The 21,413-nt window shown below is 73.9% G+C and carries 19 protein-coding genes, 2 tRNA genes and 1 pseudogene; 4 read left to right on the top strand and 18 right to left on the bottom strand.

The genetic code is table 11. From position 1 onward, the window contains the following. Nucleotides 1-99 precede the first annotated feature (99 nt). Nucleotides 100-1,161, top strand: a complete 1,062-nt coding sequence (locus tag E0L36_RS25335; RefSeq protein WP_180931559.1) for an adenosine deaminase — start codon at nucleotides 100-102, stop codon at nucleotides 1,159-1,161. Between the two features lie 24 nt (nucleotides 1,162-1,185). Here E0L36_RS25335 and E0L36_RS25330 read toward each other — a convergent pair whose 3' ends face one another. Then, complete coding sequence (locus E0L36_RS25330) at nucleotides 1,186-1,860, bottom strand: TetR/AcrR family transcriptional regulator (RefSeq protein ID WP_180931558.1); 675 nt, start codon at nucleotides 1,858-1,860, stop codon at nucleotides 1,186-1,188. A 52-nt stretch (nucleotides 1,861-1,912) separates the two neighbouring features. Here E0L36_RS25330 and E0L36_RS25325 point away from each other — a divergent pair, with 52 nt between their 5' ends. Further along, on the top strand, nucleotides 1,913-2,548 hold the full coding sequence (locus E0L36_RS25325) for an NAD(P)-dependent oxidoreductase (RefSeq protein ID WP_180931557.1): 636 nt from the start codon (nucleotides 1,913-1,915) through the stop codon (nucleotides 2,546-2,548). Between the two features lie 84 nt (nucleotides 2,549-2,632). Here E0L36_RS25325 and E0L36_RS25320 read toward each other — a convergent pair whose 3' ends face one another. The 6 genes from E0L36_RS25320 to E0L36_RS25295 all read right to left on the bottom strand — a co-directional run bounded on the left by E0L36_RS25320 (nucleotide 2,633) and on the right by E0L36_RS25295 (nucleotide 5,309). Continuing rightward, nucleotides 2,633-3,706: a UDP-N-acetylmuramate dehydrogenase gene (locus E0L36_RS25320; RefSeq protein WP_219637100.1), complete on the bottom strand. Its 1,074-nt coding sequence runs from the start codon at nucleotides 3,704-3,706 to the stop codon at nucleotides 2,633-2,635. A gap of 76 nt (nucleotides 3,707-3,782) precedes the next feature. Continuing rightward, nucleotides 3,783-4,217: a MaoC family dehydratase gene (locus E0L36_RS25315; RefSeq protein ID WP_180931723.1), complete on the bottom strand. Its 435-nt coding sequence runs from the start codon at nucleotides 4,215-4,217 to the stop codon at nucleotides 3,783-3,785. 5 nt (nucleotides 4,218-4,222) lie between these two features. Continuing rightward, nucleotides 4,223-4,681, bottom strand: coding sequence for a MaoC family dehydratase N-terminal domain-containing protein (locus E0L36_RS25310; RefSeq protein ID WP_180931555.1), 459 nt, complete (start codon nucleotides 4,679-4,681; stop codon nucleotides 4,223-4,225). Between the two features lie 184 nt (nucleotides 4,682-4,865). Next, nucleotides 4,866-5,030, bottom strand: coding sequence for a 50S ribosomal protein L33 (gene rpmG, locus E0L36_RS25305; RefSeq protein ID WP_180931554.1), 165 nt, complete (start codon nucleotides 5,028-5,030; stop codon nucleotides 4,866-4,868). Between the two features lie 90 nt (nucleotides 5,031-5,120). Beyond that, nucleotides 5,121-5,193, bottom strand: a tRNA-Met gene (locus E0L36_RS25300). Nucleotides 5,194-5,236: 43 nt separating this feature from the next. Next, nucleotides 5,237-5,309 (bottom strand) — tRNA-Thr (locus E0L36_RS25295). 321 nt (nucleotides 5,310-5,630) lie between these two features. Between E0L36_RS25295 and E0L36_RS25290 the strand changes: the two genes are divergently transcribed. Together E0L36_RS25290 and E0L36_RS25285 are read left to right on the top strand one after the other, a co-directional pair. Next, entirely contained in the window at nucleotides 5,631-6,863 is a 1,233-nt protein-coding gene (locus E0L36_RS25290) for an amidohydrolase family protein (RefSeq protein WP_180931553.1), read from the top strand. A 17-nt stretch (nucleotides 6,864-6,880) separates the two neighbouring features. Beyond that, nucleotides 6,881-7,549, top strand: coding sequence for an NAD(P)H-binding protein (locus tag E0L36_RS25285; protein WP_180931552.1), 669 nt, complete (start codon nucleotides 6,881-6,883; stop codon nucleotides 7,547-7,549). 39 nt (nucleotides 7,550-7,588) lie between these two features. Here E0L36_RS25285 and E0L36_RS25280 read toward each other — a convergent pair whose 3' ends face one another. The 11 genes and pseudogenes from E0L36_RS25280 to E0L36_RS25230 form a co-directional block, all read right to left on the bottom strand. Then, nucleotides 7,589-8,506 carry a DUF3048 domain-containing protein gene (locus tag E0L36_RS25280; RefSeq protein WP_180931551.1) on the bottom strand — a complete coding sequence of 306 codons (918 nt, stop codon included), beginning with the start codon at nucleotides 8,504-8,506 and terminating at the stop codon, nucleotides 7,589-7,591. A 416-nt stretch (nucleotides 8,507-8,922) separates the two neighbouring features. Next, nucleotides 8,923-9,876, bottom strand: coding sequence for a hypothetical protein (locus E0L36_RS25275; RefSeq protein ID WP_180931550.1), 954 nt, complete (start codon nucleotides 9,874-9,876; stop codon nucleotides 8,923-8,925). Next, nucleotides 9,873-10,535: a sigma-70 family RNA polymerase sigma factor gene (locus E0L36_RS25270; RefSeq protein ID WP_308416930.1), complete on the bottom strand. Its 663-nt coding sequence runs from the start codon at nucleotides 10,533-10,535 to the stop codon at nucleotides 9,873-9,875. Before E0L36_RS25270 ends, E0L36_RS25275 begins: the two co-directional genes overlap by 4 nt. Beyond that, on the bottom strand, nucleotides 10,532-10,699 hold the full coding sequence (locus E0L36_RS25265; protein ID WP_180931549.1) for a hypothetical protein: 168 nt from the start codon (nucleotides 10,697-10,699) through the stop codon (nucleotides 10,532-10,534). Before E0L36_RS25265 ends, E0L36_RS25270 begins: the two co-directional genes overlap by 4 nt. A 416-nt stretch (nucleotides 10,700-11,115) precedes the next feature. After that, the gene (locus E0L36_RS25260) at nucleotides 11,116-12,066 is read right to left on the bottom strand and encodes an alpha/beta fold hydrolase (protein ID WP_180931548.1); all 951 of its coding nucleotides are present in this window, start codon (nucleotides 12,064-12,066) and stop codon (nucleotides 11,116-11,118) included. 422 nt (nucleotides 12,067-12,488) lie between these two features. Beyond that, complete coding sequence (gene rarD, locus E0L36_RS25255) at nucleotides 12,489-13,511, bottom strand: EamA family transporter RarD (RefSeq protein WP_180931547.1); 1,023 nt, start codon at nucleotides 13,509-13,511, stop codon at nucleotides 12,489-12,491. Nucleotides 13,512-13,791: 280 nt separating this feature from the next. Beyond that, the gene (locus E0L36_RS25250) at nucleotides 13,792-14,901 is read right to left on the bottom strand and encodes a 2-oxoacid:ferredoxin oxidoreductase subunit beta (protein WP_180931546.1); all 1,110 of its coding nucleotides are present in this window, start codon (nucleotides 14,899-14,901) and stop codon (nucleotides 13,792-13,794) included. Then, nucleotides 14,894-16,816 (bottom strand): 2-oxoacid:acceptor oxidoreductase subunit alpha, encoded by a 1,923-nt coding sequence (locus E0L36_RS25245; RefSeq protein WP_180931545.1) that lies wholly within the window; start codon nucleotides 16,814-16,816, stop codon nucleotides 14,894-14,896. The genes E0L36_RS25250 and E0L36_RS25245 overlap by 8 nt, the downstream gene beginning before the upstream one ends. Nucleotides 16,817-17,065: 249 nt before the next feature. Further along, nucleotides 17,066-17,725 (bottom strand): response regulator transcription factor, encoded by a 660-nt coding sequence (locus E0L36_RS25240; RefSeq protein ID WP_308416929.1) that lies wholly within the window; start codon nucleotides 17,723-17,725, stop codon nucleotides 17,066-17,068. 363 nt (nucleotides 17,726-18,088) lie between these two features. Continuing rightward, a complete protein-coding gene (locus E0L36_RS25235; protein ID WP_258016554.1) occupies nucleotides 18,089-19,546 on the bottom strand; it encodes a sensor histidine kinase in 1,458 nt (485 codons plus the stop codon). Nucleotides 19,547-19,698: 152 nt separating this feature from the next. Further along, nucleotides 19,699-20,862, bottom strand: a pseudogene (locus tag E0L36_RS25230) (sensor histidine kinase); the annotation flags it as partial. Between the last annotated feature and the right edge of the window lie 551 nt (nucleotides 20,863-21,413).

Raw genomic sequence — 21,413 nt, 5'->3', positions numbered from 1 at the left:
GTCACGGCTCCCTGGCGGTGCCGGTCGTCTATTCGGATCAGCGCTCGTTCAGGTAAGGGCGGCTTCCGGAGTTCCGAGACGATGCGGCAAGATCTGGGGATGCTGCACTCTGGCGTGGAGGCCCACCGCACCCCGGACGAGGCCCGTCGGCCCGTTCGTGACCTGCCCAAAGCCCATCTGCATCTGCACTTCACCGGCTCCATGCGCCCCAGCACGCTGCTGGAGCTGGCCGACAAGTACGGAGTCCACCTCCCGGAGGCACTGAGCGGGGGCGAGCCGCCCCAGCTGCGCGCCACCGACGAGCGCGGCTGGTTCCGCTTCCAGCGGCTGTACGACATCGCCCGCTCCTGTCTACGCTCCCCGGAGGACATCCAGCGGCTGGTGCGGGAGGCGGCCGAGGAGGACGTGCGGGACGGCTCGCGCTGGCTGGAGATCCAGGTCGACCCCACCTCGTACGCGCCCCGGCTGGGGGGTCTGACCCCGGCGCTGGAGGTCATCCTGGACGCGGTGGAGTCCGCCTCCCGGGAGACGGGCCTGGGCATGCGGGTCGTGGTCGCGGCGAACCGGATGAAGCACCCGCTGGACGCCCGTACGCTCGCCCGGCTCGCGGTGCGCTACCGGGAGCGGGGGGTGATCGGTTTCGGCCTCTCCAACGACGAACGACGTGGTTTCGCGCGGGACTTCGACCGCGCCTTCACCATCGCCCGGGAGGGTGGGCTGCTGGCCGCCCCGCACGGCGGCGAACTCTCCGGCCCCGGCAGCGTCCGGGACTGCCTGGACGATCTGCGCGCCGGACGCGTCGGGCACGGCGTGCGCGCCGCCGAGGACCCCGTACTGCTGTCGCGGCTGGCGGAGCGTGGGGTGACCTGCGAGGTGTGCCCGGCCTCCAACGTGGCGCTGGGGGTCTACGAGAAGGCGGAGGACGTGCCGCTGCGGCGGCTGTGGGACGCGGGCGTGCCGATCGCGCTGGGCGCCGACGACCCGCTGCTCTTCGGCTCCCGGCTGGCCGCCCAGTACGAGATCGCCCGGCGGTCGCACGGCTTCACCGACGGGGAACTCGCGGAGCTGGCACGGCAGTCGGTCCGCGCCTCGGTGATGCCGCCGGAGACGCTCGACGAGACACTGACCGATATCGACCGGTGGCTGACGGAAGCCGACTGACCCGGTCCGCTTCTGGACGGCGCGTCAGCCGGGGCTGATTCCCCGGAGCACGGTTCTGGCGAGCCCGGCGGCGAACTCCTCGATCGGCTGGTCGAGGGTCTCCCCGGCCGCGAAGTCACAGAGGAAGGCGCGCTGCGCGCAGGCGCCGAGCAGCAGCGCCGCCGCCGCGTCCGGGTCGGCGTCGGCCGCCACCCGTCCCGCGGCCCGCTCCGCGCGCAGGTAGTCGGCGAGCGCCGCGATCGGGGTGTGCGGGCCCGCGCCGAGTTGCCGTACGCCCGCGAAGTGCCGCTTCTTGAGCTGGGGTTCGGCGAAGAGGGACGCCGTTATGGGCACGGACCGTTCGTAGAAGTGGGCGGCGACCCGGGCGATCTCGGTGAGGTTCCGCTCGACGGACCGTTCGTCGTCGGCCGCCCCCTCTCCCGACTCCCCCAGATCCCCCCGCTGTCCGGGGCCGTGCGGAGTGGCGCGCTTCGGGGCGGCCACCAACTCGTCGAGCAGGGGGTTGAGGCGTGGGAGCCGTTCGCGCATCACCCCGACGAAGATCTCCTCCTTGCTGACGAAGTGCTTGTAGAGCGCGGCCTCGGAGCAGCCGGTCTCCCGGGCGATCTCCTTGGTGGTGGTCCGCGCCAGGCCAGCGGTGCGCAGCAGCCGCTCGGCCGCGTCGAGGATGCGGTCACGCGTTGACTTCGGGGTGGGCATTCACTCACCCTAGCAAGCAGTGAGTGAGTACTTACCAACCTGAGGAGACGTCATGCGCTGCACGGTTTTCGGGGCGACCGGCGGCACCGGCACGCAGCTGGTGCGACAGGCCCTGGACGCGGGCCACGAGGTCACCGCCGTCGTACGCGACCCGGGCAGACTGGACGTCCGACACGAACGGCTGGAGATCGTGACCGCCGAGGTGACGGACGACGCGACGTTGCGCCCGGCGGTGCGCGGCAGGGACGTCGCGCTCTCCGCCCTCGGCGCCACCGGCAACAGGACGGCGGGGATCGCGTCCCGGGGAACCCGGGCGATACTCCGGGCGCTGGAGGCCGAGGGGGTGCCGCGGTACCTGGGCGTGAGCGCCGTCCCCGTGGGTCCCACGCCGCCCGGGGAGAACCCGCTGTTCCGGGTCACTCTCGCGCCCCTGGTGCGGCGAGTGTTCCGGGAGGTGTACGCGGACCTCGCCGCGATGGAGGCGGTGATCCGCGAGAGTTCCGTGGAGTGGACGATCGTGCGCCCGCCGCAGCTCACCGACGAGTCGCTGAGCGGGAGTTACCAGCGGTCGATGGGCGGCGCCGTGCCGCGCAGCCACCGCATCGCCCGGGCGGACCTGGCCCACGCGATGCTGGCCATGGTGGACGAGGCGGCGACGGTACGGCAGGTCGTGGGCGTGGCGGCGTGACCCGGCGGGTGCAGCGCCCGGGGCGCCGGGCGTGCGCCGGCTGGCGGGCGGAGCGTCCGGACGGGCGGCGCGGCGGGCGGGGGCCTAGAGCGCGCAGCCGATAAGCACCGGTTCGTTGACGAGCGTGACGCCGAACGCCTCCCGCACGCCGTCCCGGACGTGCCGGGCGAGGTCGAGCAGGTCGGCGGTGCTGGCCTCGCCGCGGTTGGTGAGCGCGAGGGTGTGCTTGCCGGAGATCCGGGCCGGGCCCGTGCCGTACCCCTTGGTGAATCCGGCCCGGTCGATGAGCCAGGCCGCGGAGGTCTTGGTCCGGCCCTCGCCCGCGGGGTAGGCGGGCGGTTCGGCCCCGGGCCCGAGGCGCCGCCGCGCCCGTTCCAGGAAGGCCGCGAACTCGGCCTCGTCCAGGATGGGGTTGGTGAAGAAGGAGCCCGCCGACCAGGTGTCGTGGTCCTCCGGGTCGAGCACCATGCCCTTGCCAGCGCGGAGTTTCAGTACGGACTCGCGCACCGCCGCCACAGGGGCGCATTCGCCCGGCTCGACGCCCAGGGCGCGCGCCGCCTCGGCGTACCGCAGGGGGGCCGAGAGCCCGTCGGCGTCCTCCAGCGCGAAGCGAACCCGCAGCACCACGTAGCGCTCGGGGTCCGCCTTGAACCGGCTGTGCCGGTAGGCGAAGCCGCAGTCGGCGTTGGGCAGGGTGCGCGTCCGGCGCTCCCTGCGGTCGTACGCCACGACCTCGGTGACCGTGGAGGAGACCTCCTGGCCGTACGCCCCGACGTTCTGGATCGGGGTCGCTCCGGCCGAGCCGGGGATGCCCGCCAGGCACTCGATGCCCGCCAACCCCGCCTCGACGGTGTGCGCGACGGCGGCCGACCAGTTCTCGCCCGCCGCGAGTTCGAGGGCGCCGCCGGTCAGGTCGAGCCCGGTGGTGGCGATCCGCAGCGCGGTGCCCGCGAAGCCCTCGTCCGCGATGACGAGGTTGCTGCCGCCGCCGACGAGCAGCAGCGGGACGCCCCGCTCATCGGCGTCCCGGACGACCGCGACCACCTCGTCGTCGGTGGTGGCGGTCACGAGCCGGGCGGCGGGGCCGCCGAGCCGGAAGGTGGTCAGCGGCGCGAGCGGCGCACCGTGGTCAACATGGGGTTCTGGCACGCGGTCCAGCTTACGAGACGGTCCCGCGGCGGCCCCCGGGCGGACCGGGAGCCGCCGTGCGCCCGGGCGCACGCGCGGGGCGGGCTCAGCCGAGGGCGACCACCGCGCGGGACATGCCGAGCACCTTGCGGTCGTCGTGCTTCGCGACCAGGTCGACCCGGACGGTCCGCGCCTCGTCGTCCAGTTTCGCGGCGACCTTGGCGGTGACCTCGACGGCCGTCCCCTTGTCCCCCTCAGGCACCACGACGGGCCGGGAGAAGCGCACCCCGTACTCCACGACCGCGGCCGGGTCGCCCGTCCAGTCGGTGACCACCCGGATCGCCTGGGCCATGGTGAACATGCCGTGCGCGATGACGTCCGGCAGGCCCACGGCGTGCGCGAACCGCTCGTTCCAGTGAATGGGGTTGAAGTCCCCGGAGGCACCGGCGTACCGGACCAGCGCCTCCCGGTTCACCGGGAAGGTCTGTCCCGGGAGTTCCGTGCCGACCTCGACATCGGCGTAGGCGACCTTGGCTGTCATCTCCGTCACGCCCCCTCGGCCGCGGTGTCCCGCGCGACCAGTTTGGTGTACACCGTCACGACGAGCTCGCCCGCCGCGTCCACCACGTCCCCGCGCACGTCCAGGATGTCGTTGCCCGCGAGGGACTTGATCCCCTCGATGGTGGAGGTGACGGTGAGCACGTCCCCGGCGCGGACCGGCCGGGCGAAGGCGAACTTCTGGTCACCGTGCACCACACGGCTGTAGTCGAGCCCGAGCTGGGGGTCGTGGGTGACCTGCTCCGAGTCCTCCATGGTCAGGACGATCGCGAAGGTGGGCGGAGCGATCACGTCCGGATGGCCGAGCGCCCGCGCGGCCTCCGGGTCGACGTAGGCCGGGTTCTCGTCCCCGATGGCGCGCGCGAACTCACGGATCTTCTCCCGTCCGACCTCGTAGGGGCGGCCCGGCGGGTAGGTCCGGCCGACGAAGGACTGATCTAGTGCCATACGGCACCTCCTGTGACAGCGGGTGCGGGAAGACCGGCGCCGGGAGCGCGGTGGCTCCGGGGCCGGGTGCGCGAACGCCGGGAGCGGATCGGTGTCCGGACGGCACGAGGCCGCCCCCGGTATCGGGGGCGGCCTCGTCACAACCCTGGGGTGGACGACGGTCCACTCCGGATAACGCGATGGGTCAGCGCGTCTCGCGGTGCGCCGTGTGGCTGTTGCACCGCGGGCAGTACTTCTTCATCTCCATGCGGTCCGGGTTGTTCCGCCGGTTCTTCTTCGTGATGTAGTTCCGCTCCTTGCACTCAACGCATGCCAGCGTGATCTTCGGGCGGACGTCGGTGGCAGCCACGTGAGTGCTCCTTGACGAACGGACAGACGATTAACGCAAAAAGAGTAGCCGATCGGAGGATCGAGCCCACAACCGGCTACTTTCAGTGAGTAGCGGTGACCGGACTTGAACCGGTGACACAGCGATTATGAGCCGCTTGCTCTACCGACTGAGCTACACCGCCACGATGCGGCGACCCCCACCTGACGGTGGGGGAGTCACATCAGAGCCCCAAAACGGAATCGAACCGTTGACCTTCTCCTTACCATGGAGACGCTCTGCCGACTGAGCTATTGGGGCGAGCGGTGAAGACACTACACCGCCGCGCTCCAAACGTGAAATCCGTTAGGGACGCGGGGACCCCCGCACAACCCCTCTGACCCCAGCATTCTCCCGGCCGCCCGCCGGACCCCACCACGGCGGCCACGCCGCGCCCCCGGCGCCACGAGAGCCACTGACGATCCCCGGACACCCCGCCCTCTCGGGCACCCCGGCCTCCCGTCCGGGCCGCCGCCCCGCCGCTCTTACGACTATTCGGGCCGGTTGGGCGCGGAGGCGTTGCTCCGCGCCCAACCCCGCGACGCGGCCCTACTCTCGACCCCACGCGACCGTGGGAGCCCGATGTCCGACCGCCAGCCACCAGAGCCCGGCACGCTCGTGCTGTGCGGCGCCCGGCTCGCGGACGGCAGGGCGGTCGACGTACGCGTCGGCGGCGGCCGGATCGAGGCGGTCGGTACGGCGGGCAGCCTCGCCCCCGCCCGGAACCCCGGCCCCTCGGACGTCGACCTCTCGGGGTACCTGCTGCTCCCCGCGCCCGCCGAACCGCACGCCCACTACGACACCGCCCTCACCGCCCCGCCCCCCGGCGCCGCCGGCCGCCCGGACGACCCGCGCCGCCGGGCCACCGAGGCCGCGCTGCTCCAGCTCAGCCACGGCGCCACCGCCGTCCGCAGCCATGTGCGCGTCGGCGACGTGACGGGGCTCCACGCGCTGGAGGCCGTCCTCCGGACGGCCGAGGCGCTGACCGGCCTCACCCGACTCACCACGGTGGCGGTGCCCCGACTGCTCACCGGCGTCGCCGGAGCCGACGGGCGAGCCGCCCTGCGGGACGCGGCGAAGCTGGGCGCGGGCGCCCTCGGCGGCTGCCCCGACCTCGACCCGGACCCGAGCGGCTACGCCGAGACCGTGGTGGAGGTGGCCGCCGAGCACGGCTGCGCCGTCGACCTGCACACCGAGGGGGACGACCCGGCCCGCCTCGCGCGGCTCGCGGCCGCCACCGGCGGGCTCCGGACCGGCGTGACGATCGGCCCGTGCGGCGGGCTGTCCCGGCTGCCGGCGGAGGTGGCCCGGCGCGCCGCGGACCAGCTGGCCGCCGCCGGGATGACCGTCGTCGTCCTGCCGCAGGGCGACTGTGGGGTTCGCGGGCGGCCGCCGGAGCGCGGGGCGGCCACCGCGCCGGTACGGCTGCTGACCGCGGCCGGGGTGCCGGTCGCCGCGGGCAGCGGGGCGATCCGGGACGCCGCCAACGAGGTGGCCCGCGGCGACCCGCTGGAGGCCGCCTACCAGCTGGCCTGCCGGGGCGAGGCGGGACCGGCCGCCGCGTACGCCGCGGTCAGCTCCCGGGCCAGGGCCGCGATGGGGCTGCCCGAGGTGCGGGTGGAGGCGGGCTTCCCCGCCGAACTGCTGGCGGTGCGCGGCGCCCAGCTGCCCGCCGCGCTCTCGCTGGGCTACAGCCGGCTGGTGATCCACCGGGGCCGCATCGTCGCCCGGACCAGCGCGGTTCGGGAGTTCTGCGACGTCACACCGTCCGCGCGCCCCGCGTCCCCCGGGCTGCCTCGGCAGGCACAGGGCTGAGGACGTACCGTCGGACCATGCGCACAGTCATCGCAGGGGGACACGGTCAGATCGCACTGCGCCTGGAGAAGCTGCTGTCCGGGCGGGGGGACGCGGTGGCGGGCGTCATCCGCCGCCCGGAACAGGCCGGGGCGCTGCTCTCCGCCGGGGCCGAACCCGTCGTCTGTGACCTGGAGACCGCGAGCGTCGAGGACGTCGCCGCCCATCTGGCCGACGCCGACGCCGCGGTCTTCGCGGCGGGCGCGGGCCCGGGCAGCGGCGTACCACGCAAGCAGACGGTGGACCGCGGCGCGGCCGTGCTCTTCGCCGACGCCGCCGAGCGGGCCGGGGTGCGCCGGTTCCTCGTCGTCTCCGCCATGCGGGCCGACCCCGACTTCGACGGCGGCCCCGAGGGAGTCGACCCGGTCTTCGCCGCCTACCTGCGCGCCAAGGGCGAGGCCGACGACGACATCCGGGCGCGGTCCGCGCTCGACTGGACGGTGCTCCGCCCCGGCCGCCTGACCAACGGCCCCGGCACCGGGCGGGTCCAACTCGCCGGGGAGACCGGGCACTCCGAGGTCACCCGGGACGACGTGGCGGCGGTGCTGGTCGCGCTGCTGGACACGCCGAGCACGGCCGGGCTGACCCTGGAACTGGTCGGCGGAACGACCCCGATTCCGGTGGCCGTCGCCGCCGTCGCCCGCTGACCGCTTCCGCGCGCCCCTCGAACGCGGGGCGCGCGGGGCTCAGGGCGCGGGAGCCAGGACGATCCAGACCGGGCCGCGGGCGAAGGCGAGGCGCTCGCCGTCCGCGTCCTGGAAGGTCGTGCCGCTCTCCGCCGAGGGGCGCCGCCACTCGGCCGCGTAACTCCTCCCGCCGCGCAGCACCTTCGCCGTTCCGGAGCCGACGGTCTCGGTGTACGGGGTGACGCTGCCCGAGCTGTCCCGGAAGCGGGAGGGCCGGATCGTCACGTACTGCACCACCACGGTGGGGGCGCCGAGCCGGTCACCGCCCCGGACGCGGGCGGGGTCGCCGTCCATCGACACGAGCCACCGGTCCTCGGACCGCGACCAGTCGAAGGTGAGGCGGGCCGCCGGATAGCGGACGGTCTGCTGGGCGAGCCGCTCGCCGCCCTCCGGCGGGGCGCCGAAGCGGAAGCCGATGTCCCGCGGCGTGGCGGCGCCGGTCGCGGCGCGCAGCGCTCGGCTCGGGTCGACGTACAGGTTGTGCGGGGCGGGGCGGTCGGCGGCCCGCGAGTAGCCGTCGCCCAGCTGCCCGGGCGGCACGGGGTGCAGCGGGGCCCGCTCCAGCGTGGGCCGCAGCTTCGACTGGACGCCGGAGTAGGCCAGGGCCGGATCGCCGAACTGCCGCAGTAGTTCCAGGTCGGACTCGCGGGCGCTGCGCACCGGTCCGACGCGCTCCGGCAGACGGGAGGAGAAGACGGCCAGGATCCGGCTCAGCCCCGACTCGACCTGCTCGACATAGACCAGGTCGGCTCGTTCCAGGCCGGTGTGTGGCCGAGCCGGACCGACGTTGTCCACCTTCACCGCGAGCACCCCGGTCTCGCGCTCCGGGTCCACCCGCTTTCCGGTGAACGGCGAGCGGCCCGCGGCCCCCTGGCTCTCCTCCCCCTGACAGGCGGTGGCCAGCAGCGCCAGCACCACGCCACAGAGCGCGAGTCCGCGCGCCCCGGACCACCGGCGGTGTCCCCTCCCCCGCCCGGCCCGGAGCGGGCTGTCCCCGGGGCGCCCGGCCCATCCCACCGGGCGCGGGCCCGCGTCCCGCTTCCGCGTCACCCCGGCCGCTGTTCCCGACCCGGCCGTACCGGCAGATCCGTCCGACCCGGCGGATCCGCCTCGATGTACCGACGGCACCGCGCCACCGCCTTCCCGTGTCCGGGGGCTGAAGTCCTCTCCCCCACGGGGAGTTCGTCCCCCCGCTGGAGAGCTGTCTCCCCCGTGCGCGGCGTGGTGAACGTCCACCGAAAGGATGGCCGGACGGACGGGAGACGCGGTGACGGCGCGGCCCCGGGGACGGCGCGGGCGGGAGACGGCGCGGGCGGGCGGCACGGCTGGCCGTCTCAGTGCGCCACCGTCGCGTCGCACTCCCGGAGGGCGTCCTCCACGCAGGGGCTGGCCTGGAGGCGCTGCCCCTCCCCGTGCCGCCGGTCGCCCTGCCGGAGCCGGGGCTTCCGGGCGGGCAGCGGGGTGCGCCCCTCCGGGGCCGCGTCGCCGGGCTCGGAAACACCGGACCGGGCGGTCCGCTCCCCGCCGATCGCGACGTCCACCAGCACCTCCAGTCTCCCGTCCGGCAGCGGCAGATCGAGGTCCTCGTCCACGAAGCCGACGGTGTCCGGGATGTACTCGACCAGGGCGTGCAGCACCGTCGGGAGCGAGCGGTCACGGCGGAGCGCGGTCAGGATCTGGAGCGTGTTGGCGATCTCCACCTTGGTGGCCTCCTCCCCCAGCGTGGCGGTGGTGATGTGGGTGTGGTCCAGCCACCAGTCCGCCTCGTCCTCCTCCCCGAAGGAACGGTGGTACAGCGAGAGGCAGTAGGAGGAGACGGCGTCCGAGGCGCCCGCGGCGTACTGCCACCAGAAGCGCGCGCTGTCCTCGGAGGCCGCCAGGTAGAGGACGCCCGCCAGGACCCGCGCGCTCGACGGCTCGGGCAGCGGCGTCTCCAGGAAGTCCCCCAGCTGCCGCAGGACGCCCGGACGGGTCAGGAACGCCTCGCAGAGCGCGCGGAGCGCGCGGGCCGCCTGCTCCTCCTGGCCGCGGCCGCCCACCGGGATCCGTCCGGGGTGGGGCCATCCGGTGCCGGGCGCCTCCGTCTCCCCGTCGGCGCGCGCCGACGGTACGGACGCCGACGGTACGGACGCCGACGGTACGGACGCCGACGGTACGGACGCCGGCGGGGCGGGGCTGGCGGCCCAGGCCGCGATGCGCCGCTCGGCGGCGTCGATGTCCGCCTGGGTGTAGGGAACGGTCGGTGTCAGACGTGCTTTGGCCAGGAGGTGGTCGATGTGGTCGGTCACCGGCTCTTTTTCCCTTCTTCTTCGACTCGTTCCGCCGCTTCGGCGGCTCCCTCGGATCGCGGTGCCGACGACTCCCGGGGGGTGTCCGTCGCACGCTCCGGGGCGTCCGTGGCGCGCTCCGGGGTGCCCAGCACCTCACGCAGGCGGCGTTTGGCGTACCGGTCGATCGAGCGGACGCCCGCGTCGGTGATCCCCAGGTGGCTGGCGACCTCGGCGGTGCTGTAGCCCTCACAGTGCAGCAGCACGACCACGTCCTGCTGGCGGGGCGGCAGTTCGCCTATGGCGCGGAAGAGATGGAGGTGCTCCTCCAGCTCCCCGATCGGGTCGGTGGCCGTGCGCAGGGCGACGGTGTCGAAGGTGGCGGCGTCCATCAGCGAGGGCCGCCGCCCCCGGGCGCGCGCGTGGTCGATGACGCGGTTCTTCAGCACGGACCAGGCGTAGGCGGCCGGGTTCTCGAAGCTGAGGACCTTCGGCCAGATCCGTAACAGCGCGAGGAACGCGTCGTCCACGGCCTCCTCCGCGTCCGCCCGGCAGCTCAGGTACCGGGCCGCCCAGCGCACGTACACCGGACGGTGCATCTGGTGGAACACCGAGAAGTCCAGCGGGAGTTGCTGGACGTCCGCGCTGCCCGCCCGAGCCGTCGAGGATTCCTCCGTCACGGTCGTCCTCCCTTCTCCGGCACCCGGCGGCTCATCTCCGTCACACCGGCCCGTACGCCCGCGGCGGCCACGCGGCGCAGCAGGGCGAGCACGGCGGGGCCGAACACCCGCACGGCGAGTGCGGCGATCACCAGATCCCTTGCAACATCTTCCAGCTCGTACATCACGGGACCGCCTGGTCCTCTCCGTCGTCGTTCCGGACCCTCTCCGTGGCACGTCCTCGGACCGGCGCGTGACGGCGCCGAACTCACGTCGGGAGAGCCGGACTTCACCGAACCGGTTCCGTCCCGGCGCTCCGTGGCCCGCCCGTGCGTGACGGGCGCGGCTCACCACCCACGCGAATCCCAAGTCGCATCCAGGCCCCGGAGGCGCTGACTGCACCTTCTGCTACTCATAGCGTCCGCCGATGGCGATTCGTGCACAGCTCGGAGCGGAAACTTACGGAATGTTTTGCTCCGACTCCCCACCGTCAACCCCAACCCGACCGCCCCCCAGCCCAGTTGAGCCGCACCGCCCCGTCCGTGTCTCGTGGTGAGGGGGCTGGGGCTGATGGTGGGTGCCGGGGCGAACGGGCTTGGGGTCAGGGGAGGTGGTGGGTGGTGAAGGTGAGGATGTGGTCGGCCACCGCCCCGGGCGCCTCCAGGAGCAGGGCGTGGGTGGCGTCGATGGTGTCGACGGTGATGTGCGGGTGGGCCAGGGCGAGTTCGGTCAGGTCCCGGTCGAGTCCGGTGGCGTGGGCGGCCATCAGTTCGTCGAACCAGGGCAGGCCGGGTGTGGAGGGGTTGGGGCGGGTGGCGCGGCAGATGAACAGGGGGCACCGCAGACGCGGGTAGAGCGCGAAGAGGTCGAGCGCGTCCATCTCCGCCAGCATGGCGAGCGCCGACTCGCGCTCGGGGCGCAGGTGGCGGGGCCCGTCCGCGTCGCCGGCGAGTCCTCGGCGGGTCGCCGTGTCCATCAGCACCGGGTCGATGCCCAGGGACGCGGCGGTGGTGGCCTGGTGGGCGAGGACGGCCTCGCACTCCTCCGGGGCCAGCTCCCGGCCCGCCGCCTGGGCTGCGAACCGCCGTATCTCCGCGAGTCGTTGGGCCACGTACTCGGGGTCCAGCCCGGGGTACCGCCCCGGCTCGCCGTAGCCGTGGCCGTCGAGGTTGACGGCGGCGGGGGTGGCCGGACGGTCCAGGGCGTAGCACGCGGCGATCATCCCGCCGAGGGAGTGCCCGACGGGTACGGCGTGCGGCAGCCCGAACGCGTCCAGGACGGCCTCGACGTCGTCGAGGACGGCGGGGATGCTCCAGCGGTCGGAGCCGGAGTGACCGGAGGCGGAGTGGCCGTGGGCGCGTAGGTCCAGCGCGAGCACGCGGTGCCGGGCGGTCAGCAGGGGCGCCACCAGCGTCCAGTCCGCCAGGGTCCGTCCGGCGCCGTGCAGGAGCAGCAGTGGGGGGCCGTCCCCGCCGTGGTCGCGTACGGCGAGGTCGACGCCGTCGTGGTGGACGTACCGGTCGGCCGGGGTGGCGGAGGGCGAGAAGGGCATGGCGGGACGCTCCGTTCTGTCACGCGAGTCCGTGCGGGAGGGGCGGATCGAGCGTAGGCGCCGGAGGGCCGCACAAGATCGTCCGTGAAGGCGAGGACAGCGGGCCGTGTCCGGGGGCAGAATGGTTCTACGCTCACCCGGCCGCTGTCGCCCGCCGCCGGTCCCCGGGTCGCCAACCCCCGATCGCCAATCCCCGGTCACCTGACGGGAGTCCGCCTCGTCGGGCCGGAATCGCCGCCCCTCCAGGGGAGTTGGGCTGGCCCGGGGAAATCCGCGCTCGTCCGGCCGGCACTGCCCGTTCGCCTGGCGGCCTCCGCCTGATCCCTCCCAACTCCTGCCTATCTGAAGGCAGTTGGATCCGCCTCGGGTCGGAACCCCCGCCCGTCCAGAGCGAGCCGGATTCCACGGAACTGCGGGCGTGGTCAGTTCGGGGTGGCGGTGGGGCCCGGCGGGGTCGGAGAGGCCGGGGCGGCTTCCTCGGTGGGGGCGAGCGGCGTCGGCGTGGGGGGCGTGGTGGCCGCGGCGGCGCGGGCGGCGCGGAGGCGGGCGCGGCCGCGGCGGGCGGTGCGCAGCGCGTCCCAGGTGAGGATGGTCAGGGCGAGCCACACCAGCGCGAACCCGGCGAGCCGCTCCGGCGGCATGTCCTCGTGGAAGGCGAAGACGCCGAGCAGGAACATCGAGGCGGGGGTGGTGTACTGGAGCAGCCCGATGGTGGAGAGCGGCAGCCGGACGGCGGCGGCGCCGAAGAAGATCAGAGGCAGGGCCGTGGCGAGTCCGGAGAGGGCCAGCAGCAGGGCGTGGACGGGTCCTTCGGCGGTGAAGCCGGAGTCACCGCGGGCGCCGACGACGGCCAGGAAGGCCACCGCGGGCAGGAACTGGACGACGGTCTCGGCGCTGAAGCCCTCCACCCCGTCCAGCGCGACGCGCTTCTTGATGAGTCCGTAGGTGGCGAAGGTGAAGGCCAGGGTGAGGGAGAGCCAGGGGAGCCGTCCGTAGGCGAAGGTCATCACGGCGACGGCGAGCGCCCCGACGCCGACGGCCGCCCACTGGGCGGTGCGGAGCCGTTCCCGGAGGAGCAGGACGCCGAAGCCGATGGAGACCAGCGGGTTGATGAAGTAGCCGAGGGAGGACTCCAGTACCCGGCCGGTCTCGACGGACCAGATGAACAGGCCCCAGTTCAGGGCGATCAGGGCGCTGCCGAGGGCGATGAGGGCCAGTTTGCGGGGCTGTCGCAGCAGCGGGCGTATCCAGCTCCAGCGGCGCAGGAGCGTCAGGATGACGAGGGCGGTCGGCAGCGACCACAGCATGCGGTGGGCGAGGACCTCCAGGGAGCCGGTGGCGCTCAACGCGTGCCAGTAGAGCGGGAGGAGGCCCCAGAGTCCGTACGCGCCGAAGCCGTAGAGCAGGCCGCTGCGCTGCTCGGTGGGTGTCTCCTGGGCTGCCATGCGTCCTCCCGGGCTCGCCGCCGCTCGCTCTGACGGTAGCGGGCACCACCTGTCCTGTCATCGCCGTACCAGTGTGACGGTGCTGACGGCGCTGGTGATCCGGGGCGCCCTGGTCCCGGTGGCCTGGTCCCGGGTGGGGTGCGGCCCCGGTGGGCCCGGGGCGGGCGGGAGAGCGGTGGGGCCGGGCGTCAGCGGGTGACGCCCGGCCCCACCGTCCGTCTCGGGTGCCAACCGCCCTGTGCGCGGGGCGGCTTGGCACCGGCTGGCGGTGCTCCGGCGGTCAGCCGGCGACCGTCCAGGTGTCGTTCCCGGCGAGCAGCGCGCCGAGGTCGCCCTTGCCCTTCCGCTCGACCGCCAGCTCCAGCTGGTCGGCCATCTGCCGCTCGTAGACCGGGCGTTGGACGTCCCGGAGCACACCGATCGGGGTGCGGTACAGGGTGTCCGGGTCGGCCAGCCGGGAGAGCGCGAACGCGGTGCCGGGCGAGGGCGCGTGCGCGTCGTGCAGCAGGACGTCCGCCCGGCGGCCCGCGTTCTCCGCCGAGACGTCCACCACGCTCAGTTCGCCGCTGGCCGGGTCGCGGACGACGCCCTGCGAGCCGAGGCCGTCCTCCGCGGGGACGCCGAAGCGGATCGGCTCGCCGTGCTCCAGCCGGATCACGGCCTCCTGGGCCTGCTGTTGGTCCTTCAGCGCCTCGAACGCACCGTCGTTGAAGATGTTGCAGTTCTGGTAGATCTCCACCAGCGCGGTGCCCGGGTGGTCGGCGGCGGCCCGCAGCACCCCGGTGAGGTGCTTGCGGTCGGAGTCGACGGTGCGGGCGACGAAGCTGGCCTCCGCGCCGAGCGCGAGCGAGATGGGGTTGAACGGCGCGTCCAGCGAGCCCATCGGCGTGGACTTGGTGATCTTCCCCGGTTCGGAGGTCGGGCTGTACTGGCCCTTGGTCAGCCCGTAGATCCGGTTGTTGAAGAGCAGGATCTTGAGGTTGACGTTTCGCCGCAGGGCGTGGATCAGGTGGTTGCCGCCGATGGACAGCGCGTCGCCGTCCCCGGTGACCACCCAGACGCTGAGGTCCTGCCGCGCCGCCGCGAGGCCGGTGGCGATCGACGGGGCACGGCCGTGGATGGAGTGCATCCCGTAGGTGTTCATGTAGTACGGGAAGCGGGAGGAGCAGCCGATGCCGGAGACGAAGCAGATGTTCTCCTTCGCCAGCCCCAGCTCGGGCATGAAGCCCTGCACGGCCGCGAGGACCGCGTAGTCACCGCAGCCGGGGCACCAGCGGACCTCCTGGTCGGACTTGAAGTCCTTCATCGTCTGCTTGCCCTCGGCCTTGGGCACCAGGGACAGCGCTCCGGGCCCGGGGGTCTCCGGCCGCTCGGTGAGGGTCTCAGCCATTTCCGATGGCCTCCTTGAGAACGGTGGCGAGCTCTTCCGCCTTGAAGGGCAGTCCGCGCACCTGGGTGTGCGACTGGGCGTCCACGAGGTAGCGGGCGCGGACCAGGGTGGCCAGCTGCCCCAGGTTCATCTCGGGCACGACGACCTTGTCGTAGCGGCGCAGGACCTCGCCGAGGTTCGCGGGGAACGGGTTGAGGTTGCGCAGGTGGGCCTGGGCGATGTGCTGCCCGGAGCGGCGCACCCGGCGTACCGCGGCGGTGATCGGCCCGTAGGTCGAGCCCCAGCCGAGCACCAGCAGCCGGGCCGCGCCGGACGGGTCGTCGACCGCCAGCTCCGGCACCTCCACGCCGTCCACCTTGGCCTGCCGGGTGCGGACCATGAAGTCGTGGTTCTTCGGGTCGTAGGAGATGTTGCCGCTGCCGTCCTGCTTCTCGATGCCGCCGATGCGGTGTTCGAGACCGGGGGTGCCGGGCACCGCCCAGGGGCGGGCGAGGGTGTGCGGGTCACGCTTGAAGGGCCAGAAGACCTCGGTGCCGTCGTCCAGCGTGTGGTTCGGGCCGGTGGCGAACCGCACGCGCAGGTCCGGGAGTTCGTCCAGCTCCGGGACGCGCCAGGGCTCCGAGCCGTTGGCGAGGTAGCCGTCGCTCAGCAGGAACACCGGGGTGCGGTAGGTGAGCGCGATCCGCGCGGCGTCCAGCGCGGCGGTGAAGCAGTCGGCCGGGGTGCACGGCGCGACGATCGGCACCGGCGCCTCGCCGTTCCGGCCGTACATCGCCTGGAGCAGGTCGGCCTGTTCGGTCTTGGTGGGCAGGCCGGTGGACGGGCCGCCCCGCTGGATGTCGACGACCAGCAGCGGCAGCTCCATGGAGACGGCCAGTCCGATGGTCTCCGACTTCAGCGCGACGCCGGGGCCGGAGGTGGTGGTGACCGCCAGGGAGCCGCCGAAGGCCGCGCCGAGCGCGGCCCCGATCCCGGCGATCTCGTCCTCCGCCTGGAAGGTGCGCACCCCGAAGTTCTTGTGCTTGCTCAGCTCGTGCAGCACGTCGGAGGCCGGGGTGATGGGGTAGGAGCCGAGGAAGAGCGGCAGGTCGGCCTGCTGTCCGGCGGCGATCAGCCCGTAGGCGAGCGCGAGGTTGCCGGAGATGTTGCGGTAGGTGCCGGGCGGGAACGCGGAGGTCGCGGGCGCGACCTCGTAGGAGACCGCGAAGTCCTCGGTGGTCTCGCCGAAGTTCCAGCCCGCCCGGAAGGCGGTGATGTTCGCCTGGGCGACCTCGGGCTTCTTGGCGAACTTGGCGCTCAGGAACGCCTCGGTCTGTTCCGTGGGCCGGTTGTACATCCAGGAGAGCAGGCCGAGCGCGAACATGTTCTTCGAGCGGCCCGCCTCCTTGCGCCCCAGGTCGTAGTCCTTGAGCGCCTCGACGGTGAGCGTGGTCAGCGGGACCTGGTGGACGCGGTAGCCGTCGAGCGAGCCGTCCTCCAGCGGGCTGGCGTCGTACCCCACCTTCGTCATGGCGCGCTTGGTGAACTCGTCGGTGTTGACGATGATCTCGGCGCCGCGCGGGACGTCCCCGATGTTGGCCTTGAGCGCCGCCGGGTTCATCGCGACGAGCACGTCCGGCGCGTCACCCGGGGTGAGGATGTCGTGGTCGGCGAAGTGCAGCTGGAAGCTGGAGACGCCGGGCAGGGTCCCGGCGGGGGCGCGGATCTCGGCGGGGAAGTTCGGCAGGGTCGAGAGGTCGTTACCGAACGTCGCCGTCTCCGAGGTGAAGCGGTCGCCCGTCAGCTGCATGCCGTCGCCGGAGTCGCCGGCGAACCGGATGATCACCCGCTCCAGGCGCCGCACCTCCTTCCCGGCGCTCTCAGCCGTCCCGACGGACGGCTGCTGCCCGGCTGGGCTACTGACCTGACTGGTCACGGTGTCGGTCCTCCCTCAAGGCGGCGGCTCGCCAGCCATCGTACGTTGGTAAGGGTTACCTTCCCGAGGGTGGTCATATGTCGGACGCGGTTTCGAGACGCTTCGTCCGTCCCCCACGGCGCTCCGTGTCGCACCACCCCCGTGCGCCCCGGTCACCGGGTCCGCCCTCCGCCACCTCGGTGGGGCTGGAGACCGCCCGTGACCTGGGGCCTCGGCCGGGGGCGCCGCCTGGCGCCACCCGGCGCGGGGTCACGAGTTCAGATACGTCAGCACGGCGAGCACCCTTCGGTGATCCGCGTCACTCTGCGAGAGCCCGAGCTTCAGGAAGATGTTGCTGACGTGCTTCTCCACCGCTCCGTGGCTGACCACCAGCTCCTGGGCGATGGCGGAGTTGGTGCGGCCCTCGGCCATCAGCCCGAGCACCTCGCGCTCGCGCGGCGTCAGACCCGCCAGCGTGTCCTGCTTGCGGCTGCGGCCGAGCAGCTGCGCGACCACCTCCGGGTCGAGCGCGGTCCCGCCCTCCGCGACACGCACCACCGCGTCGACGAACTCGCGGACGTCCGCGACCCGGTCCTTCAGCAGGTAGCCCACGCCCCGGCTGGAGCCCGCCAGCAGCTCGGTGGCGTACTGCTCCTCGACGTACTGCGAGAGCACCAGCACTCCGAGATCACCGTGCGCGGCGCGGAGCCGGATCGCGGCCCGCACCCCCTCGTCGGTGTGGCTGGGCGGCATGCGCACGTCCGCGACGACCACGTCGGGCGGCTCGCCGGCCGCGGCGAACTCCGCCACCGTCTTCACCAGTGCCTCGCCGTCACCCACCCCCGCGATGACCTCGTGGCCGCGGTCGGTGAGAAGCCTGCGCAGCCCCTCCCGCAGCAACACGGAATCCTCCGCGATGACCACCCGCACCTTGAGTCCCCACTCTCCGGCGCCCTTCGGCTCTCCGGACTCTCCGGACTCCCGTGATCCTTGGGCACCACCCCACCCCCACGGCGCGTGCCCGGGTCGGCGGCGCCCCCAGCATCTCAGATCGTGGAAGGCCCGGTGGGGTTATCACCCCCTGGGTACCCCAGCCCGACGCCCAGCCGCCGCCATCTCCTGCCGATGCGGCCCACCGATCCGCCCGCCGATCCGCCCGCTGGCGGACCGGCGCCGGGCGGCGGAAGGCCCGCCGCGGGCGCGGCGGGCCTCGGTGGATCCGGTGGATCCGGTGGATCCGGTGGATCCCCCTTGGGGCTCGGCGGTGGTGCCCGCCAAGCCCCCCAACGGGCGTCAGCGCCAGGGGAGTTCGGCGGTGATGCGGGTGGGGCCGCCCTCCGGGGAGTCGACGACCAGCAGCCCGTCCACCGCGTCCAGCCGCTCGGCGAGCCCGGTGAGCCCCGACCCGCCGGAGCCGCCCGGGCCGCTGGCCGGGCCCCCGGCGCTCGCTCCGCCGCGCCCGTCGTCCGAGACCTGGAGGAACAGCCGGTCGCTGGACCGCCACACGTCGACCCACGCCCGCTCGGCCCGCGCGTGCTTGCTGACGTTCTGGAGCAGCTCCGAGACGGTGAAGTACGCCATCCCCTCGATGGCCTGCGCCGGACGCTCGTCCAGCTCGACCGTGACCGAGACGGTCGCGGTGCAGCGCGAGGCCAGCGCGGAGAGGGCGGGGCCGAGCCCGCGGTCGGTGAGGATGGCCGGGTGGATACCGCGGGCCAGGTCCCGCAGCTCCTCGATGGCCAGCTTCACCTCGCCGTGCGCCTCGCCGACCATCTCGGCGGCGGCCTCCGGGTCCTCCAGCAGCTTCTCCTTCGCCAGCCCGAGGTCCATGGCGAGGGCGACGAGCCGGGCCTGGGCGCCGTCGTGCAGGTCGCGTTCGATCCGGCGCAGGTCGGCGGCGGCGGTGTCCACCACCGTCCCCCGGTCCGACTCCAGCTCCCACATCCGGGTCGCCAGCCGGGACGGCCCGAGCAGTCCGGCCACCAGCAGCCGGTCCACGCTCGTCAGCCCGTGCGTCAGCCAGGGGGTCAGCAGCACGACGAGCAGCCCGATGCCGCTGGTCAGCCAGATCTCCGGGGTGCTGTCCAGGTACCAGGTGTTGCCGTCCGGGCCGGGCCACATCTCCATACCCGGCTGGTCCATGTAGGCCGGGTGCACCCAGTGCCAGGCCGGGTAGAGCGCCGCGGCCCAGCCGACGAGCAGGGTCGTCAGCCACATCACGAAGGTGAACAGCGCCCAGGGGAAGTGCAGTTGGGTGTAGAGCAGGTTCCGCCAGGCGGAGCCGCTGCGCAGCACCGCGCTGACCCTGGCGGTCAGCCCCTCACCGCGCTGGAGCGCGCGGACCGGCTCCGGCTCCGCGACGTCCAGGTCCAGCAGGGCGCGGGCGCGGCCCCGTTCCATCCAGCCGATGACCCGGCAGCCCAGCAGGCTCACCGCGAGGACCGGGATACCGATGAAGGTGATCAGCAGTCCGACGCCCAGCATCAGCGTCACCAGCGCGTAGACGAAGCTGAGGATGGCGAACGGGAAGCTGGTCAGCACGTACAGGTACTCGCGCCAGGTACGGCCGGAGACGGGCGCCAGCAGCACGGTGGCCACCGCCGACCTCCGGGGACCGGCCGGGAGGGCGGGTTCCCCGGCCGGGGAACCGCCCGGGGCGCCGCTCGCGGGGCCGTGCGGGCTGGTGCCCGGCAGCCGTCCGGGGCTCGTCCGCTGTTCGCCGCCTGTCCAGGTGTCGTGCATGGTGCTCATGCCCCTCCCGCCGTTCCGTCGTGGTCTGCCGCCGTGCCCTTGCCGTCACCGGTGCCCGGGGGCGTGCCGGTGGTGGTGCCCAGCGCCGTGGCTCCCCCGGGACGTGGCCGCCCCTTCCCCCCGCCACGCCCGGCGCCTCCGGGTCCGTGCGGGGCGTGCGGGGCGTTCTCCCGGTCGCGCCAGGGGAGTTCGGCGGTGACGCTGGTGGGACCGCCCTTCGGGGAGTCGACGACCAGCAGCCCGTCCACCGCGTCCAGCCGCTCGGTCAGCCCGGCCAGCCCGGAGCCGCGGTCCGTGCTCGCCCCGCCCTGGCCGTCGTCCCAGACGCGTACGAGCAGGCGCGGGCCCGCCCGCCACACCTGGACCCGCGCCGCCCCGGCACCGCTGTGCTTGCTGACGTTCTGGAGCAGCTCCGAGACGGTGAAGTAGGCGATGCCCTCGATGGCCTCGGCCGGACGCGTCGCCAGGTCGGTGCGGACGGTCACCGGGACCGTGCAGCGCGAGGCGACCGCGGAGAGGGCGGGGCCGAGCCCGCGGTCGGTGAGGATGGCCGGGTGGATACCGCGGGCCAGGTCCCGCAGCTCCTCGAGCGCCAGCTTCACCTCGCCGTGCGCCTCGCCGACCATCTCGGCGGCGGCCTCCGGGTCCTCCAGCAGCTTCTCCTTCGCCAGCCCCAGCCCCATCGCCAGGGCGACGAGCCGGGCCTGCGCCCCGTCGTGCAGGTCGCGTTCGATCCGGCGCAGGTCGGCGGCGGCGGTGTCCACCACCGTCCCCCGGTCCGACTCCAGCTCCGCGATGCGCCGCTCCAGCTCGTCCGAGGGGGAGAGCAGCGCCCGGACGAGGATCCGGTCGACGTTGGTCAGCCCGCGGGCCAGCCACGGCAGCAGCGGCCAGCCGATCAGCAGCGCGGGCAGCGTGATCGCGAAGGTGACCACCGCCCAGGGCAGCCGGATCGCCATGTAGAGCGCGCACCGCCAGCCCACCGGGTCCTTCAGCTGCGCCCACACCCAGCCCAGGAAGGTCTTCTGCGGCTGGGGCGGTGGGCTCGGCTCGTCCACCGTGACGCGCAGCAGGGCGCGGGCCCGGGCACGCTCCAGCTTCCCCGCCAGCCGCGCGCCGCGCAGCGAGAGCGCCAGCAGCGGGAAGCCGACGACGGTAACCGACAGCACCGCGCTGACCAGCACGGAGACCATCACGAAGACGAAGCTGAACAGGTCGATGAAGAGGTTGCTCAGCAGGTGGGCGATCTCCCGCCAGGTCTGCGCCTCCAGGGGGGCCCGTGGCCGGGACAGGCCCGAGGACTCGACCGAGTCGATCGACGGCCGCCGCCGCGGACCGGCCGGGGGCCGGGACGCTCCCGCCGGTCCCCCGGACCAGGGTGGTCCGGGCGGTCCCCCGGACCACGGCGGCCCGGGCGGACGCCCGCGCCCCGCTCCCGCGACTCCCGCTCCCCCGGCTCCCGGCGCGCCCCCTCCCGGTCCGCCCGCCCGGCGGCCGGTGCCGGGCGATCCCCCGGGAGGCGGGCCGAAGCCGGGTGTGGACGCCGGGCCCCCGGCCGGGGGCTGCGGACGCGGGGTGGGCTGCCGCCCCGGACCGGCCGGAGTGCCCGGCTGGTCCGCGGTCTGCGAAGCGGCTGCCGGAACCCCCCGATCCGGCCCGATGGCGGGCTCCGGACGGGGGGCGGACGGTGGCTGGGGCCTGTGCGCGGTCATGCGATCAGCCTGCCTGGCCGTCAACGGCGGCGCCATGGGGTCCGGAGGTGAGCGCGAGGTGGGGATAACCCCCCTGCCTCCCGCGCCCAGCCCCCGTTCGGCCCGCGCCCCGCACCCCGCGCGGCCCGCGCTCGGGCCCCCGCGCGGCGCCGCCG

It is taken from the genome of Streptomyces sp. AJS327, assembly GCF_013450295.1.
GTDB lineage: Bacteria > Actinomycetota > Actinomycetes > Streptomycetales > Streptomycetaceae > Streptomyces.
Note: the sequence above shows the minus strand (reverse complement) of the source record. Positions and strands in the feature narration are given on the sequence as shown.